Origin of the sequence: Seonamhaeicola aphaedonensis (genome assembly GCF_003386195.1) — a bacterium.
In the GTDB taxonomy this organism is placed as follows: domain Bacteria; phylum Bacteroidota; class Bacteroidia; order Flavobacteriales; family Flavobacteriaceae; genus Seonamhaeicola; species Seonamhaeicola aphaedonensis.
On record NZ_QRDX01000006.1, the window covers coordinates 18,860 to 36,944 of the forward strand.

The following is an 18,085-nucleotide window of genomic DNA, read 5'->3' on the forward strand; positions in this document are numbered from 1 at the left end:
TGTTATTATTTATAATTTTTACGCTCAATTAAATAGTATACCAAAGGTACTACTAACAAGGTTAAAATAGTAGCTGTTATGGTACCTCCCATTAAAGAAATAGCCAGTCCTTGAAAAATTGGATCAAATAATATTACAAAGGCGCCAATTACAACGGTACCTGCGGTAAGTAATATAGGTGTTGTTCTAACTGCCCCTGCCTCGATAACTGCTTGTTTTAAAGGCGCACCTTCTGCCAACCTTAGATTTATGAAATCAATAAGTAAGACCGAATTCCGTACCATAATTCCCGCCAATGCAATCATTCCAATAAAGGAAGTAGCTGTAAAAAAAGCTCCCAACATCCAATGTCCTAATACAATACCTACCATTGATAAAGGAATAGCTACCATCATTACAACAGGTGCTTTAAAGTTTTGAAACCATCCTACAATGAGCATATAAATAATGATGATAACCCCTAAGAAAGCCACACCTAAGTCCCTAAATACCTCAAGCGTAATCTGCCATTCGCCATCCCATTTAACCGTATAATCATCTTCAAAATCAGGTTGTTTCATGTAAAGCTCATCTATTTTATAGCCTTCAGGAAGATTAATTGCTTTTAACTTATCTGCCATTCCTAAAATGGCATACGCTGGACTCTCAAGTTCACCAGCCATATCTGCCATAACATAGACTACCCGTTTTTGATTTTTACGGTAAATACTCTTAACTCTTACTTGTTCTTTAATACTTACTAAATCGCCAACACTCATCATATTACCGTATTTAGTTTTTATTTGAAGTTGTGATAAATCTGTTAAAGTTGATTTATCCTTTTCATCTAATGCCAATACAATTCCTACTTGTTCTGATGCTGTTTCTTTATATAATGTTGAAACTACATTATCACCCATAGCCAAGTTCATGGTGTATACTATTTGTTCTGGAGACACTCCATACAACACAGCCTTTTCTTTATCTACCACAAACTCATATTCTGTTTGATTATCCTCAACCATCCAGTCAATATCCACAACATCTTGGGTGTTTCTTAAAATATCTTGAACTTCATTAGCAACTTCAATTTGTTTATCATAATCCGGTCCATAAATCTCAGCCACTATGGTTGATAAAACTGGTGGTCCTGGCGGCACTTCAACAATTTTCACATTAGCATTAAACTTTGAGGCTATCTTTTGAATATCAGGACGCACTGATTTGGCTATATCATGGCTTTGTTCAGATCTATCATGCTTATCGATTAAATTCACTTGAATATCGGCCATGTTACTACCTCCTCGTAAATCATAATGACGAACCAAACCGTTAAATGTTATTGGAGCCGAAGTCCCAACATAGGTCTGATAATTCACAACCTCTGGTCTTGTAGATATATACTGGGCTATTTCTTGAGTAACAACTGCAGTGCGCTCTAAAGTAGTGCCTTCTGGCATATCAATTACCACCTGAAATTCATTCTTATTATCAAACGGTAGCATTTTTACAGCAACCGATTTAGTAAAAAACATAGATAACGACCCCAATAATAAGACAATGGTTATGCCTAAAAATACCCATCGCTTTGTTTTGCTTTCAATTAGCGGACGCTCAAATTTTTCATATATTTTATAAATGAAAGAGTCCTCCATCTTCTTTTCAATGGACTCTTTTCCTTTTTTTTCTTTTTCTCTCAAAAATAAGACTCCTAGATACGGTGTAATGGTTAAAGCTACAAATAATGATAATAACATAGCTATAGAAGCCCCTATTGGCATTGGGCTCATGTAAGGCCCCATTAACCCAGACACAAATGCCATTGGTAACACAGAGGCTATCACAGTAAATGTTGCCAAAATAGTTGGATTACCTACCTCATTAATAGCATACAATGCAGCCTCTTTAAAGGGTAGCTTTTTCATTTTAAAATGACGATGCATATTCTCTGCTATAATAATGGAATCATCAACCACTATACCTGTAACAAATACTAAAGCAAATAAGGTTATTCTATTTAATGTGTAATCTAACATGTAATAGCTTAACAAGGTCAAAGCAAATGTAATAGGTACAGATAAAAACACTACCAAACCACCTCGCCACCCCATGGCTAGCATTACCACAAAAGTCACCGCTATAATTGCCCCAATAAGGTGCATTAAGAGTTCAGATACTTTTTGTGAAGCTGTTTCACCATAATTTCGAGTAACCTCTACGTGAACATCGTCAGGAATTAACGTCTGTTTTAAATACGCTACTTTATCTAAAATAATATCGGATATTTTCATAGCATCGGCACCTTTTCGCTTTGCTATTGAAATAGTAACTGCAGGATATTCTGATTGATAAGCACCTGATTTTTCACTTGCTTGCCCAAACCCAAGAGACACATAACTTTTGGGTAATTCTGGACCATTAATTATGTTAGCTACCTGTTTGAGGTAAATAGGTTGGTTTTGCTGTATTCCAACCACTAAATTTTCTACATCTTCAATAGTTTCTAAAAACCTACCCGTAGTTACAAGAAATTCGGTATCTGCCCTATTAAATTTACCAGAACTTAGCTGTTGATTGTTAGTTTGAATCATTTTAGACACCGATAAAAAATCCAATCCGCTAGCCGCCAATTTATCTTTATCAATTACTACGCGTAATTGACGGTCTCTACCTCCTATTTTTTGAGTAATGGAAACATCATTGATTTTTTTTATTTCATTGTTTAGTTCATTAGCTATTTGTTTTAGCTGAAAATCATCATAATTCTCACTCCACAACGTTAAACCTAACATGGGTACATCATCAATGGCTCTAGATTTTATTAAAGGCATGGTAACACCTTTTGGCATGATATCCATGTGCCGATTAATTTCATTGTAAAGCTTTACAAATGAACGCTCAATATCTTCGCCAACATAAAATTGAACAATTACCATTCCTTGTTCTTTCATAGAGGTTGAGTAAACATACTCTACACCTTTTATGTTAGATAGTAACTTTTCTAGTGGCTTTATTACTCTACTCTCAACCTCGGTAGGACTCGCTCCTGGATATCCTACAAAAATGTCTGCCATGGGCACATTTATTTGAGGCTCCTCCTCTCTAGGGATTAAAAACGAACTATACACCCCAATGACCATAAAAACAATCATAAGAAGTACCGTAAGCTTTGAATTTATAAAGCCCTTGGCTATTTTTCCTGCTAATCCTTCTTTCATAATACAGTTATTGGATGGTTACTTTAGCGCCATTAAATAGTTTGGTTTCAGATGAAATAATGTAACTTTCCTCAGCGTTCAAACCAGATAAAACCTCTACTTTATCTCCATAAATTCTACCTAGCCTTAGCCAACGTAATAATGCAGTATTGCTTTGACTTACAGAATAAATACCAGACAACTCACCTTTTGTTACAAGGGCTGATATTGGAATTAAAATTGAATTAGAACTATCTGAGGCGTTGACAGGAAACTGAACTGTTGCAAACATTCCTGAAAGTAAATTAAGGTTTGTTTTTTCTAACATGACCTTGACTAAGTATTGTCCTCCAGTATTTTTAGCAGATGTACTTACTTCAACTACCTTTCCATTTATTAACGCATTTAAAGATTTTATTTGAACAACCACTTTAGTTTCATTCTTAATTTGAGAAATTTCGGTTTCAGGAACCATGGCAGCAACCTGAAATTCTCCCGGAGTTTCAATCTCTAACAACGGTATCCCTGGATTTGCAATATCACCTTCATTAATAAATTTATTGCTTACCACCCCGTTAAAAGGCGCTCTAATGTTAACGTAGCTAAACTGAGCCTCTATCTCCTTTTTCATTTGGTTTGCGGCCTCCAATCGTGCTTTAGCCATATTGTAGTGCGCTGTGATATCATCTAATTCTTTTTGAGAGGCGCTATTGTTTTTAAACAAGTTAACAAACCTATGATAGTCTTTCTCTGTATTAGTGTAAGCTGCCTTAGCTTCAATAATACTTGCCTTTGCCTGTGCTAATTTTGCAGATAGATCATTGTTATTAATACTTAATAGTAATTGATCTTTAGTAACTTTATCACCTATATTAATATGAATTTTACTTACATGTCCCATCATTCTAGTACTTAGGTTTGAACTCTTCAGGGCTTGTACTTTACCACTTACTGCTAGAAATTGATTATCAATATTATCAACAACCTGTGCTACTTTAACCTTTATAGCTCTATCGTTACTTTTATTTTCTTGTTTATCGCTCCCACAACTTGATAAAATTAAACCTGTTGCAATTAATGAAAGCCGAAATATATACTTCTTCATAGTGTTTTATTCTTTTGTTAAAAATTTCAAATAGGCTTGAGCATAGTTATACTCAAAAATAGTTTGGTAGTATTCTAATTGTTTCTGTGCATATTTAGTTTCTGCCATTAACAAATCGGATGTTTTCTCAAGCCCTTCTTTAAATCTGTTTGTGAAAATTCTTAAAGATTCTTTAGATTGTTTTAAGGCCAATGCTGTTAAATCTAATGTGTTTTGAGCATCAGTTAACATGCGGTTTGCTTTGTTTAACTCTAAATTACTTTGTGATACATATTGAGAATATTCCAGTCTAGACTTTTCAAATTCTGCTCTACTTTTTTGTGATTTAGCAATGCGTTTAGAACCCTGAAAAATGTCCCAGCTTAATTGAGCTCCAAACAAATAGCCATTAGCATCAGCTTGAAAAATTTGATCGTCATATAACTCATAACTCCCAAAAGCATTGAGCCTTGGTAGAAAAGCCATTTTATCTGCTTTGTAATTTGCTTGATAAGCTTCAGAAGCTAATCCCATAGCTTTAATATCAGATCGGTTTTCAGAAACGCGTTTATTTATTGTTGTCACACCAGACACTAACAAGCTATCAGTGGGTTTATAAATGGTATATGTATTGTCATTCATTAAAAACGAAAGGTAATTGGATGCATTTTCAACATTACTTTTAGCAGTCTGTAATTGGTTTTTAACTTCTGCTACCCTTACCTCAACATTTAAAACATCGGCTCTTTGTAAATAGCCTTGCTTAAAATTATCATCGGCTGTTTTTTTATTAGTCATAGCAGCTTCTAAAGCTTTTTCAAGTACTTCAACACCTTTATAAGCCAACTGTAATTGCATGTATGCTTTTTCTACTTCAAATTCTAAATATTGGGTAGTTCTTTCCTTTTTTAGAATCATAGCCTCCATTTTAGATTTAGCCGCTTTACGCTGATAAAACCCATCAACATTAATTAAAGGTTGTTTTATCTCTAATCGTGTTGCGAAATTTTCAATCTGTGATGGATCATTTAACAATGCTGGACTGAAATCGTTTTGTGTTAAAATTTCCTGATTTAATTTTGAACCAAAGGCCATTAAAGGATTTGTAGTGGCTATTCCCGTATGACTTGCCGTAATACTTGGAAGAAATACTGCGTTGGTTTGTCTAAAATCTGCTCTTGCTTGATTAAATTCTTCATTAGAAATTTTAATAGATAAATTACTATCTGAGACTTTAGATAAGACGTTTGCTTTAGTTATTAAAACTACTTCCTGAGCTTGTAGCAAGGGACTGCCAATAAATGACATCGTTAAAAAGATTATTATCTTTTTCATGTGTTTATTTCTTATTTTAAAATATTTGGATGTAACCCCTTATAAATAAAAGAAGCATAGTTTTATTGAGCTTCTTTTAATTATGTTGACTGTGTTAAACTCAAATTTATTGGTGCAAAAATAGAGTAGTCTTTTGGGTAAGTTTGTAACATAGGTTACAGCAATAAACACGTATTGAATGTTCTATTGACCACACTTTTCTTGACTACCGTTAATGATGCTGGAATATTCAGTAATACTTAAATATTGAGGAGTGTAAGTATCTCCGCTCGTTTCTATAGCTTTCACAAAACTTCTCAAATGGTTTCTGGATCCACATTGCAAATTTTTAAACACAGAGACTATGGATGAATTAGACATTTTATCTATAAAATTTTGAAGGTCAATAATGTCTAGATCTTCTATTGTCGCCCCAATCTGTAGCGCTTTTGATTTACTAGTGGTGCCATTAGTTTTAAATTCATCATATAAAGCTTGAAGTTCTTGATTATTAAATTCACCATAAGGTAAAATGGTGTACTCAATATCATTGTTTTCCAATAAACTTACAATGCATTCATATGCGTTTGCTCACTTTGTTTATATTATTAAATTGATTTATAGACCATAAATCACCTAAAAACGAGTAAGTATCTCTCGCTAATTTTTCTTCTTCAAGCATAAAGAGGAGAGCATCTTTATCTTCATTACTAAAAGTGTCATCTTGTTTAGTAATATCTTCTTGAATAATGTCATCTTGAAGAATATTCTGATCATCAGAACCGCTACTACAGCTTAGAATAGAAAGTGTTAGTATTATTATTAATAAGCTACTAGGTATAAATGAGTTTTTCATTCTATTAAGGTTTTAAATTATAAAGTAAAGGTATGCTATCACTCAACAATGGGTAGTAACCAATGTTACATAAACAAAGAGTTCGCAAAGAAAAAAGCACCTGTAAATAGGTGCTTTTAACTATCAACCAAAAACCAAACATCTTTACCTTATTGGCTAGCCTATAAGGCCTCCTTTAAATAATAAAATATGTAAAGATAACTTACAGGTTTGTAAACCCCTCAAGTAAAAATGCTATTAATTAGTTCAGGGGGGTTGCCTTAAGAATGAACTATCTAAATTTGTTTTCCGTTTCGCATTGGAAATCCTTTTCTTTTTTCTTCATTGTAATGTTCATCAAACCATACTGGTTTTTCTATATCATAATCGAAAATATAATCTGAAATTTGTTTTAAATCTTCTTTTGAAACCAATAGTTTAGGCATAACACCAAACCTTCTTACTGCCCCATACATTCTTGCATTATCTTCAGTTTGATTATCAAACCAATTCTGTATATCTTCCACAAACTCCGCTTTGTTAGTATGAGCTGCTACATAATGTTTTTTTACGGCAATCATGGGAGGTGCTAACCTTTGTTCATGACTAGCAGTAGGACTATGACAAACATTGCATTGACGTTCCATTAAAACTTTACCCGGGTGCTCCTCTTGATAAGTACTTTCAATGGCATAGGATGATTTTTTTGAATCTTGACAGCCAATAAGAAATGCTAATAAAATTAATGGAACTAAAGGCTTCATAAGTTAAATTTCAAAGGCAAATGTAACTTTATGAGATACTAAAACATGTAACAAATGTTACAATAACTAAACACAAAAAAACCCACAAACTTTTTAGTTTATGGGTTTTATGGTGACCACGGCAGGATTCAAACCTGCAACCTCTTGAGCCGTAATCAAGTGCGCTATTCAGTTGCGCCACGTGGCCTTTTTTGTGCGTGCAAATATACTATTTATTAAAACTATACCAAACTATTTATTTCAAATTTATAAATGCTTATTTTTGAAACATGACAAAAGAAATACTTTACCAAAAATTTGGCTACGTACTCGATGATAGCTTAATAAATGAAATTATAAATGTTGGAGTTTTTAAATCTTTTTCTAAAGATGATATCATAATTGATATTAATCAACCTATGCTCTATATTCCCCTATTGTTAAAAGGACATATCAAGATTTTAAGAGAAGACAATGAAGGTAATGAACTACTTATCTATTTTTTAGAAGCTGGTGAAACCTGTACCATGTCTCTTACCTGTTGCATGGGTAAATCAAAAAGTAAAATAAGAGCTGTAGCAGAACAAGATTCTGATTTAATAATGATTCCTGTTCAAAAAATGAAAGAATGGTTTCACGGGAATGAGAGTTGGCGGAACTTTATTATTGAAAGCTATCAAATACGTTTTGATGAAATGTTAGATGCAATAGATAGTATTGCTTTTTTAAAAATGGATGAACGGTTATACAAATATCTAGTTAACAAGTCAATGCTAAATGAATCTGCAACTCTGTTGATAAAACATCAAGAAATTGCCGAAGATCTACATACCTCTCGTGTAGTAATATCAAGGCTCTTAAAACAGCTTGAAAATGAGAAGAAAATAACACTTGGAAGAAACAAAATTGAAGTTATTTCTAATTAGGTAACATTTGTTACATAACAGATTTAACAGCGTTATACTTTTACAAAAATTAAGAAAAAATGGAATTTATTTTAAACCCATGGCCATGGTACATATCAGGGCCACTAATAGCATTTGTAATGGCTATTTTGCTTTACTTTGGCAAAACGTTTGGTATGTCATCTAGCTTAAAAACTATGTGTTCAGCTCTAGGCGCCAACAAAATCTCAGATTTTTTTAAGTTTAATTGGAAAGACCAAAGGTGGAATCTCACTATCGTTTTAGGTGCGATTATTGGTGGGTTCATTGCCTCTCAATACCTTTCAAATGATATCCCAACAGATTTAAATCCAACCACTATAACAGAATTACAACAAATGGGATTTGAAAATCCAGGAGCTACTTTAGTACCTAATGAAATATTTAGTTTAGAGAGTTTAACCTCAATAAAACCCATTATACTACTTATTATTGGCGGTTTATTAGTAGGCTTTGGAACGCGCTACGCAAGCGGCTGTACCTCTGGTCATGCCATTACTGGACTTAGTAGTTTACAAAAGCAGTCATTAATTGCTGTCATAGGATTTTTTATTGGCGGGTTGATTATGACTAACTTTATTTTACCATTAATCTTCAAAACATGAAATATTTAAAATTTTTATTGGTTGGCATTTTCTTCGGAATAGTTTTAGTAAAATCAGAAGCTGTTTCATGGTTTCGGATTTATGAAATGTTTAGATTTCAATCATTTCATATGTATGGTATCATAGGTACAGCCATAGCAACAGGGTTATTATTTTTACAAATTTCAAAAAGAAAACATCTAAAAAATATTATAGGTGAACAAATAGATGCCCCAAAAAAAGAAGAGGGATTTATAAGGTTTATAGTTGGGGGTTCTATTTTTGGCTTGGGTTGGGCCCTTATTGGAGCGTGTCCAGGACCTATGTATATCTTGTTAGGAACAGGTATTTACAGCATGATTATTGTTATTATTGCTGCTTTATTAGGTACATTCATCTATGGGATTTTAAAAAGTAAGTTACCCCATTAAATGGATAACACCCAAATATTAGGATATTTAGGAGCTTTAGTTGTTGGGCTGGTATTAGGTCTTATAGGTGGTGGTGGGTCTATACTAACGGTACCCTTATTAGTGTATCTTCTAGGATACAATCCCATAGTAGCGACGGCGTATTCTTTATTTGTAGTTGGCACGACATCATTAGTAGGAACCTTTCAAAAATATAGGGAAGGCCTTGTAGATATTAAGACTGGTTTAGCTTTTTCATTTCCTTCATTTGTCGCAGTTTATTTATCGCGAAGGTATTTAGTTCCCAGTATTCCCAACACCTTATTAAGCACCAGTGGCTTTACACTTACCAAAGAAATGGGCATCATGGTATTCTTTTCTATTATCATGCTTTTGGCAGCCGTTTCAATGATAAAAAACAAAAACGACAATAGTGTACCAACAAGTAAACAAGCTTATTATAAAACATTCATTCAAGGACTGACTATTGGAACTATAACTGGAATTATTGGTGCAGGTGGTGGGTTTCTTTATGTTCCTGCTTTAGTACTGTGGGCAAATATACCAATGAAAAAAGCTGTGGGTACCTCATTAATTATAGTAACTATTAATTCCCTCATTGGATTTACAGGAGATGTGCAAACTTTGGATATTGAGTGGACTTTTCTGATACTATTCTCATTGATATCAGTATTGGGTATTTTGATTGGAGTCTATCTTTCAAAATTTATAAGTGGTGAAAAATTAAAAAAAAGCTTTGGGGTTTTCACGCTCATAATGGCTATATACATTGTTTACCGAGAAATAAGTACGTAACTATGTGACAAATATCACATTACATATCTATAAGGTTTAGTAATTTTGCAAAAAATCAAAAAAAATTAGACATGAAAATAGAACAAATATATACAGGGTGTTTAGCACAAGGGGCTTATTATATTGAATCTAATGGTGAAGTAGCAATTATCGATCCGTTGCGCGAAACACAGCAGTATATTGATAAAGCAACTAATGAGAATGCTAAAATTAAGTACATCTTTGAAACACATTTTCACGCCGATTTTGTTTCTGGCCACCTAGATCTGGCAAAAAAAACAGGAGCTACTATTATATTTGGTCCGGGGGCTAAAACAGATTATGAGGCTTATATTGCCAAAGATAATGAAGTATTTAATTTAGGAAATATCACTATAAAAGTACTACACACGCCGGGACATACTTTAGAATCTTCTACATTTCTTTTGATTGATAAAAATGGAAAAGACCACGCTATTTTTTCGGGAGACACTTTATTTTTAGGAGATGTTGGCAGACCAGATTTAGCAATTAAGTCAGACTTAACAAAAGAAGATTTAGCAGGTATGCTTTATGATTCTTTACGAAACAAAATTATGCCACTAGCTGATGATGTTATTGTTTATCCTGCTCACGGAGCAGGTTCTGCTTGCGGAAAAAATTTAAGCAAAGAAACTGTGGGTGTTTTGGGCGAACAAAAAGCAACCAATTATGCTCTAAGAGCTGATATGACCAAAGAAGAATTCATAAAAGAAGTCCTTGATGGCATTTTACCGCCACCACAGTACTTTGCTAAAAATGCCATGATGAATAAATCTGGTTATACCAATTTTGATACCGTTCTTGAAAAGGGAGATGTAGCTTTAACCCCTGGAGAATTTGAAAGTATTGCTAATCATGAAGGCGCTCTAGTACTAGATGTAAGAACAGAACAGGAGTTTGTAAAAGCACATATTCCCAACTCTATTTTTATTGGTATTCATGGTGGGTTTGCTCCCTGGGTTGGTGCTTTAATAACAGATTTACAGCAACCCATTTTACTGGTGGTTCCCGAAGGAAGAGAACAAGAAACTGTCACTCGATTATCAAGAGTAGGCTATGATAATACTTTAGGCTATTTAAAAGGAGGTATTGAAGCCTGGAAAAACGCTGGTAAAGACATTGAATCTATTGAATCTATTTCTGCGGAAGAATTGGCTGATAGATTTAAAAAATTTAGCATCGAAATTCTGGACGTTAGAAAGGATGGCGAGTACAAATCAGAACATTTAGAAGGTGATAACGTACATCATTTTGCATTAGATTATATAAATGACAACATGAAAAATATAAACCCCAAAAAAACCTATCATCTATACTGTGCTGGTGGTTATAGGTCCGTTATTGCCGCCTCTATTCTGAAAGCTAGAGGTTTTGATGTGATTGATATTGCAGGTGGTTTTGCTGCTCTAAAAAAAACCAACTTACCCAAAACCAATTATGTTTGTCCTACAACGCTATAAAATGAAAACAACAATAGAAATACAAAACTTAAAGTGTGGTGGATGTGCTAATACCATTATCACTAAATTATCCGAATTAGAATTTGTTGATAACGTAGAAGTTGATAACAACGACAATACAGTTACATTCTCCTATGAAAAGGAAGTCACACTTAACACTGTAAAAAAATTACTTGCAAAATTGGGTTACCCCGAAGTTGGAGATAAAAACGCTTTATCCACAAAAGCAAAATCTTTTGTGAGTTGTGCTATTGGAAGGATGAACAAATAGCTTAAACTATCTCTGCACTTAAACCTGCGTTTAGCAACATGGTGCAACGCGGTTCTAAGTCATTATACTCACCTGTTTTAACAGTACATTTACCTTTATAATGCACAATGATTGAGCATTGTTCGGCTTGTTCAGGCGTATGATCACAGGCATTAATAAGTGTTTCTATAACATGGTCAAATGTATTCACATCATCGTTATACAAAACAATTTCGTTAAGATTAGCTTCTTGCTCTAAAACACTAAAGGCTTCTTGTATTTTTTCTTTTGTATTCATCATAGCATTACTTCAAAATTATAAAAAATTGTATTACAAAGTCTTAAGTAAATGCAAATATTTAATTTAAGCATACTTTAAAGCAACCCAATTGTTGCGTTCTAAATTGTCTTGAATTTTAAACCCATATTTAGAAACCTCTTCATCAATAGTAGGTATATCGTTATTATAAAATCCACTTAAAAACAACACACCACCTTTATTTAGACTTGTCGCATATGTTGCCATGTCCTGAAGTAAAATATTTCGGTTGATGTTAGCGATGATAACATCATACGATTTACCAATTAATAATGAGGCATCTCCTTCAAAAACATTAATATTTTGACAACTATTGCGCTCTATATTTTCTAAACTGTTTAGATAACACCAGTTGTCAATATCAATGGCATCAATGGTTTTAGCGCCTTTTAATTCAGCTAAAACAGCCAAAACTCCTGTACCACAACCCATGTCTAAAACCGACTTGCCTTTGAAATCATTTTTTAAAATATGCTGTATCATCATGTGTGTGGTTTCATGATGTCCAGTTCCAAAACTCATTTTAGGCTCTATAACAATATCATATTCTGTGTTAAAATTTTTGTGAAATGGCGCGCGTACTGCACAAATATTATCCACTACAATTGGGTTAAAATTCTTCTCCCATTCTGCATTCCAGTTAGTTTGTTCTATCTCTGAAAAAGTATAGCTTATTTCAAATTCATCCGAATTTAGCACATGAATGTCATCTAAAATTGCCCCATACCATTCTTCTTTTTGAATATATGCTGTAACACCAGTTTCGTTTTCAATAAAACTCTCGAAACCGGCATAACCTAATTCAGCTATTAGAATTTCAACCGCTGGCTGTATAGGTGTTACGTTAAACTCATAACCTATGTAAATAATATTGGACATTCTGTATTTGTTTAGATTCCCATCTTCATAGGATTGATCACTTAGATGATGACTCAACCATGATGAGGAGTTTTATTTAAAATTAAAAACCTCGCAAAGTTAACAATTTGCGAGGTTTTTTATGAGTTGTTTATGAGATACTGAGACAAGTTCAGTATGACTTTGGATTTATACTTTAAAATGCATTTACAATAGCAAAGAAATCTTCTGCTTTTAGAGAAGCGCCTCCAATTAAACCACCATCTACATCTGGCTTAGAGAAAATCTCTTGAGCATTAGCTGGTTTTACACTTCCTCCATAAAGAATAGACACAGAATCTGCAATGTCTGTACCATATTTATCTGCTAATGTTTTCCTTATAAAAGCGTGCATATCTTGAGCTTGCTCTGGGCTTGCTGTTTCGCCAGTACCAATGGCCCAAACAGGTTCGTATGCTAAAATGATGTTTTCAAATGCCGATGGTTCTAAATGAAATAAAGCATTTTTTATTTGACTTTCAACAACAGCTTCCTCGTTACCGGATTTTCTGTCTGCTAATTCTTCACCAAAACAAAAGATTACACGCATATCATTTGCTAAAGCAGCATCTACTTTTTTAGCTAGAAGTTCGTCTGTTTCATTAAAGTATTCTCTACGTTCACTATGCCCTAAGATTACAGTTTGTACACCTACACTTTTTAATATGCTTGCACTCACTTCACCTGTATAAGCTCCATTTTCAGCAAAGTGCATATTTTGAGCTATTACTTCTATTCCTGTATTTTTTAATACATTAAAAGCTTGATACAAATTAGGGAATGTTGGCGCCACCATGACCTCTGCATTAGAGGTTTTTGTTTGGTTTGTTAAAGCTGATAACAACGCTTCGGTTTGTGATAAGTCGTTATTCATCTTCCAGTTTCCTGCAACGATATTCTTTCTCATAAAATGATATATTTATGGTTTTTTGATTTTTGTAAACGCTGCTAAAGTACTTATTTTTTTAGAGCCTTAATAAGTTTTTTGTCATTAGCTTCAATAACTTTATATACAACGATTTCGCTAGCTTCATTTACCACCAAATATCTAGGAATCCAATCTAAATTCAGGAAATTACCAAAAGGGCCTTTCCAACCAGATTGCATAAAGTAGTGATCTCCCTGTACATTGTACTTTTCAATACCTCTTTTCCAAGATTCTCGCCCTCTATCTAGTGACAAAAACACATAAACCACATCCTTATATTTGGCCTGTAATTCTTTAACTTTAGGCATGCCTCGTAAGCAATCACCACACCATGATGCCCAAACATCAATAACGATTGTTTTGCCTTTATGTTTTTCCAAAATTAAATCAAAGGACACTTCATCTCCCCCTAAAGTGATGAATGTATCATTTAAAGCTTCTTCACTAAACCGTGTAGGCTTCTCTACATTACAGCTAAAAAAATTTATCAATAAAACTAGTAGATAATTCATTTTGTTCATTTATTATTTTAATTTATTGGGGTTTTCACCTATGTGAAAATAAAACTTAACTAAGTTTTACTTTTGGATCCAACCATACATATATTAGGTCGACAAAAATATTAATCATTACAAACATGGTGGCTATGACCAATACAGACCCCATAATTACAGGTAAATCTAAAGTATTCAGCGAATTAACTATTTCTTTTCCCAGACCGTTCCAACCAAAAATATATTCTACAAAAACGGCACCAGCCAACATAGAGGCAAACCAACCAGAAATTGCTGTAACCACTGGATTCATAGCATTTTTAATAGCATGATTTTTTATAATTTGAAACTCACTCAAACCTTTGGCTCTAGCTGTTCTAATGTAGTCTTGATTGAAAACTTCCAATAATGAATTTCGCATCAGTTGAATAACCACCGCCAAAGGGCGAATACCTAATACCACTGCTGGCAATATTAAATTCTTCCATTTAATATGCATAGCTTCTCCAAAATCGTCCAATTCATAAAGGCTTCCTGTCATTTCTAGATTGGTGTATTTATGAAGTACAAAACCAAATAACCAAGCAAATAAAATAGCACTAAAAAATGAAGGCACACTCATACCCAAAGTACTTACTACTTGAATGACCTTATCTAACCACATATCTTTATAAAGCGCCGATATAATTCCTAAAACAATCCCAAGCAAAATGGCTATTAATATGGCAGATACTGCTAACACAAAGGTATTTGGTAACGTTTCACCCAAAACTTCTGTAACGCGTTTTCCCTGTTTCGTAAAAGATTCTCGTAAATACGGAAACTTTAAAACGGTGGTTGTATTGCCAATGGAAAATAGTTTTGAAAAAGAATATTTTTGACTATCCAAAGATGTATAATCATTTTTTGTATTAGAATGAAACGAAATGGGTAACAAATCATTTAAATAATATAAATACTGAGTGGAAATAGGTTTATCAAAACCATATTTCTGTTTAACCAAAGCCAGTTGTTCGCTGTCCTCATTCTGACCAAGCATCATTTGAGCAGGGTCTCCTGGAAGTACATTAAATAAAAAGAATATTACTGTAACTACTCCGAATAACGTGAGAAAAGCATAAGTGATTTTATTTAACAGGTATCTAAGCAATAAGTTTTATTTGTTGATGGTTTGTTTATTTAAGTGAAATCTATTTCTCTACCAAGGGCTTACAAGAACTCCAAATCCTCAATATCATTCCAATGTACTTTTTGCATCACCGTACCTTTGTCTAACTCTAAAATACCTGGATTGGAACGCACCACTGTTTTTAGTGCTTTTTCATCACATAAGTACCAATCAAAATTTAATCCATAGGTTCTATTAACGTATTGTTTGGCTTCTTTGCCTGAGGCGGTTAAACCAACCACAGTATACCCCTTTTTAATAGCTATTTCTGACAGTACTTTTAGTTTTTTAGCACCTTCGTTTTCAATCTTTTCAAGACTGTAAGACACAATAACTATGACATTGTCTTTACTTAAAAAATATTCGGTTAAATCTTCTTCTTCACTTTCAATTGAAAAATCAACTACAGGTGGGGTATAACCTTCATCAAGAACTTTAGTTTCAACACTTATAAACTCACCATCTATAGTAGGGTAAGAACCATCTGTTACAATAATATTTTCTTCACCATTAACATTGAATTTCCAGCTATATTCTAAAACTGGTTTTGGTGCATTTTCAGGAATGGTCATTCCTTCTGCAATATTATTTCCAATTTTATAAGCTCTAAAATCAATAACAGGTAAATGCATAAGTACGTGGTAACCAAACCATAAACTAACTACAAAGCTCATTAAAGCCAAAATTGTAGTTGGTAACTTTCTAAAAATTGGTTTGATATGTTCAAGTCCATATAAAAGAATTAATATAAAGAACAGTAATACCACATCTTTGGTGAAACTTTCCCAAGGCGTAAGCTTTAAGGCATCTCCAAAACACCCACAGTCCTTAACTTTATCGAAATATGCCGAATAAAACGTTAAAAACGTAAAGAAAACAATCATTAACAACAAACTCCAAATAGTAAATTTAGGTTTGTACCCAATTAGCAAAAACACACCTAAAACAACTTCAAAAACCACCACAAAAATGGAGATTCCAAGTGCGTAAGGTTCTAAGAAAGGAACGTTTAAAACATCTACGCTAAAATACTCCTGTAATTTATAAGAAAACCCAAGCGGATCATTAAGTTTTATAAAACCCGAAATGATAAAAAGGACTCCAACAAATATTCTTGATAGACTTACAATTACTTTCATTATTATTCTTCTTTAAGATGAATCATAGCAAAAACGGCATAGTTTATCATATCCTGATAATTAGCATCAATACCTTCGCTTACCAAGGTTTTACCAGCATTATCTTCAATTTGTTTAACACGTAATAGTTTCTGTAAAATTAAATCGGTTAAACTACTTACTCTCATATCACGCCATGCTTCGCCATAATCATGATTTTTGTCTTCCATAAGTTTTTTAGTAATGGCTATATGTTTTTCGTATAAATCAACAGCCTCATCGGTAGATAAATCGGGTTGATCAACAACCCCTTTTTCAATTTGAATTAATGCCATTATACAATAGTTTATAATACCAATAAACTCACTCTCTTGTCCTTCATCAACCTTTTGGACATCATTTTCCTGAAGGCCTCTAATACGCTGCGCTTTAATAAAAATTTGATCAGTTAAAGACGGTAAACGTAATATTCTCCAAGCACTACCATAATCAGTCATTTTCTTTTTAAACAAACTTTTACAGGTATCAATAACAGCATTGTATTGTTTTGAAGTATCTTGCATGAATTAAATAGTATTTTGCGTAAATTTCGCTTAAATAGTTCAGAGTTCAAAGTTCTGAGTTCCGAATTATAAATATTTATAAATTTAATGAAACTTTAAACCTCAAGTTTTAAATTTTGAACCTTTAATATGACCATAAATTGCAAAGGAACACTCATTAATATAGCATCACCAAAAGTGATGGGGGTTTTAAATGTTACCCCAGATTCTTTTTATGATGGCGGGAAATACAATGACGAAAAAGACATATTACGGCAAGTAGATAAAATGCTGAGTGAAGGTGCTACTTTCATTGATTTAGGTGCTTACAGTTCACGCCCTGGCGCTGATTTTGTTAGCGAGGATGAAGAACTGAAACGTATCGTTCCTATTGTTCAATCTATTCTAAAACACTTTCCCGAAACTTTAATTTCTATTGATACTTTTAGAAGTAAAGTAGCTGAAGCATGTATTACATCGGGTGCTGCTTTAATAAACGATATTTCTGCTGGTAAACTAGACCATAGTATGTTACAAACGGTTGCTAATTTACGAGTACCATACATCATGATGCACATGCGGGGAAATCCTCAAAATATGCAACAGCAAACAGCATATGATGATTTGGTAAAAGACATTATTTTTTATTTTTCTGAACGTATAGCTGCTGCCCATGCCTTGGGAATTATTGATGTTATTATCGATCCGGGCTTTGGATTTTCTAAAACCTTAGAACAGAATTACGAACTCCTAAACAAATTAGAATTGTTTAAAATGATTGAAAAACCACTACTTGTGGGTGTTTCTAGAAAATCTATGATATACAAATTGTTAGAAACCACCCCTGAAAATGCTTTAAATGGCACAACAACTTTAAATACAGTAGCATTACAGAAAGGCACCAACATTTTACGGGTACATGATGTAAAAGAAGCCATGGAATGTGTTAAACTGGTTGAGATATTGAGTCGTTAAGCCGTTT

At 33.4% G+C, this 18,085-nt stretch carries 20 protein-coding genes and 1 tRNA gene; 7 read left to right on the forward strand and 14 right to left on the reverse strand.

Features of this window, described 5'->3' with window-relative positions; genetic code table 11:
• Positions 1-5: 5 nt before the first annotated feature.
• From DFQ02_RS10375 to DFQ02_RS10400, 7 genes are all read right to left on the reverse strand, one after another.
• The gene (locus DFQ02_RS10375) at positions 6-3,197 is read right to left on the reverse strand and encodes an efflux RND transporter permease subunit (RefSeq protein WP_116524372.1); all 3,192 of its coding nucleotides are present in this window, start codon (positions 3,195-3,197) and stop codon (positions 6-8) included.
• A 7-nt stretch (positions 3,198-3,204) separates the two neighbouring features.
• Positions 3,205-4,281: an efflux RND transporter periplasmic adaptor subunit gene (locus tag DFQ02_RS10380; protein ID WP_116524373.1), complete on the reverse strand. Its 1,077-nt coding sequence runs from the start codon at positions 4,279-4,281 to the stop codon at positions 3,205-3,207.
• Between the two features lie 6 nt (positions 4,282-4,287).
• A complete protein-coding gene (locus DFQ02_RS10385) occupies positions 4,288-5,595 on the reverse strand; it encodes a TolC family protein (protein ID WP_116524374.1) in 1,308 nt (435 codons plus the stop codon).
• Between the two features lie 183 nt (positions 5,596-5,778).
• Positions 5,779-6,135: a DUF2202 domain-containing protein gene (locus DFQ02_RS10390; RefSeq protein WP_262510829.1), complete on the reverse strand. Its 357-nt coding sequence runs from the start codon at positions 6,133-6,135 to the stop codon at positions 5,779-5,781.
• A 16-nt stretch (positions 6,136-6,151) separates the two neighbouring features.
• Positions 6,152-6,430: a DUF2202 domain-containing protein gene (locus tag DFQ02_RS15385; protein WP_262510830.1), complete on the reverse strand. Its 279-nt coding sequence runs from the start codon at positions 6,428-6,430 to the stop codon at positions 6,152-6,154.
• 275 nt (positions 6,431-6,705) lie between these two features.
• The gene (locus DFQ02_RS10395) at positions 6,706-7,173 is read right to left on the reverse strand and encodes a hypothetical protein (RefSeq protein WP_116524375.1); all 468 of its coding nucleotides are present in this window, start codon (positions 7,171-7,173) and stop codon (positions 6,706-6,708) included.
• Between the two features lie 110 nt (positions 7,174-7,283).
• Positions 7,284-7,360 (reverse strand) — tRNA-Arg (locus DFQ02_RS10400).
• Between the two features lie 82 nt (positions 7,361-7,442).
• On the opposite strand from DFQ02_RS10400, the gene DFQ02_RS10405 reads away from it, so the two are divergent.
• The 6 genes from DFQ02_RS10405 to DFQ02_RS10430 all read left to right on the forward strand — a co-directional run bounded on the left by DFQ02_RS10405 (position 7,443) and on the right by DFQ02_RS10430 (position 11,658).
• A complete protein-coding gene (locus DFQ02_RS10405) occupies positions 7,443-8,078 on the forward strand; it encodes a Crp/Fnr family transcriptional regulator (protein ID WP_116524376.1) in 636 nt (211 codons plus the stop codon).
• A 59-nt stretch (positions 8,079-8,137) separates the two neighbouring features.
• Positions 8,138-8,701, forward strand: a complete 564-nt coding sequence (locus DFQ02_RS10410; RefSeq protein WP_116524377.1) for a YeeE/YedE family protein — start codon at positions 8,138-8,140, stop codon at positions 8,699-8,701.
• Positions 8,698-9,111 carry a DUF6691 family protein gene (locus DFQ02_RS10415; protein WP_116524378.1) on the forward strand — a complete coding sequence of 138 codons (414 nt, stop codon included), beginning with the start codon at positions 8,698-8,700 and terminating at the stop codon, positions 9,109-9,111. The genes DFQ02_RS10410 and DFQ02_RS10415 overlap by 4 nt, the downstream gene beginning before the upstream one ends.
• A complete protein-coding gene (locus DFQ02_RS10420; RefSeq protein ID WP_116524379.1) occupies positions 9,112-9,906 on the forward strand; it encodes a sulfite exporter TauE/SafE family protein in 795 nt (264 codons plus the stop codon). It begins immediately after the preceding gene.
• Between the two features lie 71 nt (positions 9,907-9,977).
• Positions 9,978-11,387 (forward strand): MBL fold metallo-hydrolase, encoded by a 1,410-nt coding sequence (locus DFQ02_RS10425; RefSeq protein WP_116524380.1) that lies wholly within the window; start codon positions 9,978-9,980, stop codon positions 11,385-11,387.
• A 1-nt stretch (position 11,388) separates the two neighbouring features.
• Positions 11,389-11,658: a heavy-metal-associated domain-containing protein gene (locus DFQ02_RS10430; RefSeq protein ID WP_116524381.1), complete on the forward strand. Its 270-nt coding sequence runs from the start codon at positions 11,389-11,391 to the stop codon at positions 11,656-11,658.
• Between the two features lies 1 nt (position 11,659).
• Here the strand turns inward: DFQ02_RS10430 and DFQ02_RS10435 are convergent, their stop codons facing one another.
• From DFQ02_RS10435 to DFQ02_RS10465, 7 genes are all read right to left on the reverse strand, one after another.
• Positions 11,660-11,935, reverse strand: coding sequence for an ATP-dependent Clp protease adaptor ClpS (locus tag DFQ02_RS10435; RefSeq protein WP_116524598.1), 276 nt, complete (start codon positions 11,933-11,935; stop codon positions 11,660-11,662).
• A gap of 66 nt (positions 11,936-12,001) precedes the next feature.
• Positions 12,002-12,835: a 50S ribosomal protein L11 methyltransferase gene (gene prmA, locus DFQ02_RS10440; protein ID WP_116524599.1), complete on the reverse strand. Its 834-nt coding sequence runs from the start codon at positions 12,833-12,835 to the stop codon at positions 12,002-12,004.
• Between the two features lie 175 nt (positions 12,836-13,010).
• Complete coding sequence (gene tpiA, locus DFQ02_RS10445) at positions 13,011-13,760, reverse strand: triose-phosphate isomerase (protein WP_116524382.1); 750 nt, start codon at positions 13,758-13,760, stop codon at positions 13,011-13,013.
• 50 nt (positions 13,761-13,810) lie between these two features.
• Complete coding sequence (locus DFQ02_RS10450; RefSeq protein ID WP_116524600.1) at positions 13,811-14,293, reverse strand: TlpA family protein disulfide reductase; 483 nt, start codon at positions 14,291-14,293, stop codon at positions 13,811-13,813.
• Positions 14,294-14,348: 55 nt separating this feature from the next.
• Positions 14,349-15,425 carry an ABC transporter permease gene (locus DFQ02_RS10455; RefSeq protein ID WP_116524383.1) on the reverse strand — a complete coding sequence of 359 codons (1,077 nt, stop codon included), beginning with the start codon at positions 15,423-15,425 and terminating at the stop codon, positions 14,349-14,351.
• A gap of 59 nt (positions 15,426-15,484) precedes the next feature.
• On the reverse strand, positions 15,485-16,582 hold the full coding sequence (locus DFQ02_RS10460) for a BT_3928 family protein (RefSeq protein WP_116524384.1): 1,098 nt from the start codon (positions 16,580-16,582) through the stop codon (positions 15,485-15,487).
• Between the two features lie 2 nt (positions 16,583-16,584).
• Complete coding sequence (locus DFQ02_RS10465) at positions 16,585-17,124, reverse strand: DUF1599 domain-containing protein (RefSeq protein ID WP_116524385.1); 540 nt, start codon at positions 17,122-17,124, stop codon at positions 16,585-16,587.
• 129 nt (positions 17,125-17,253) lie between these two features.
• On the opposite strand from DFQ02_RS10465, the gene folP reads away from it, so the two are divergent.
• Positions 17,254-18,078 carry a dihydropteroate synthase gene (gene folP, locus DFQ02_RS10470; RefSeq protein WP_116524386.1) on the forward strand — a complete coding sequence of 275 codons (825 nt, stop codon included), beginning with the start codon at positions 17,254-17,256 and terminating at the stop codon, positions 18,076-18,078.
• The last annotated feature ends 7 nt before the right edge of the window (positions 18,079-18,085 follow it).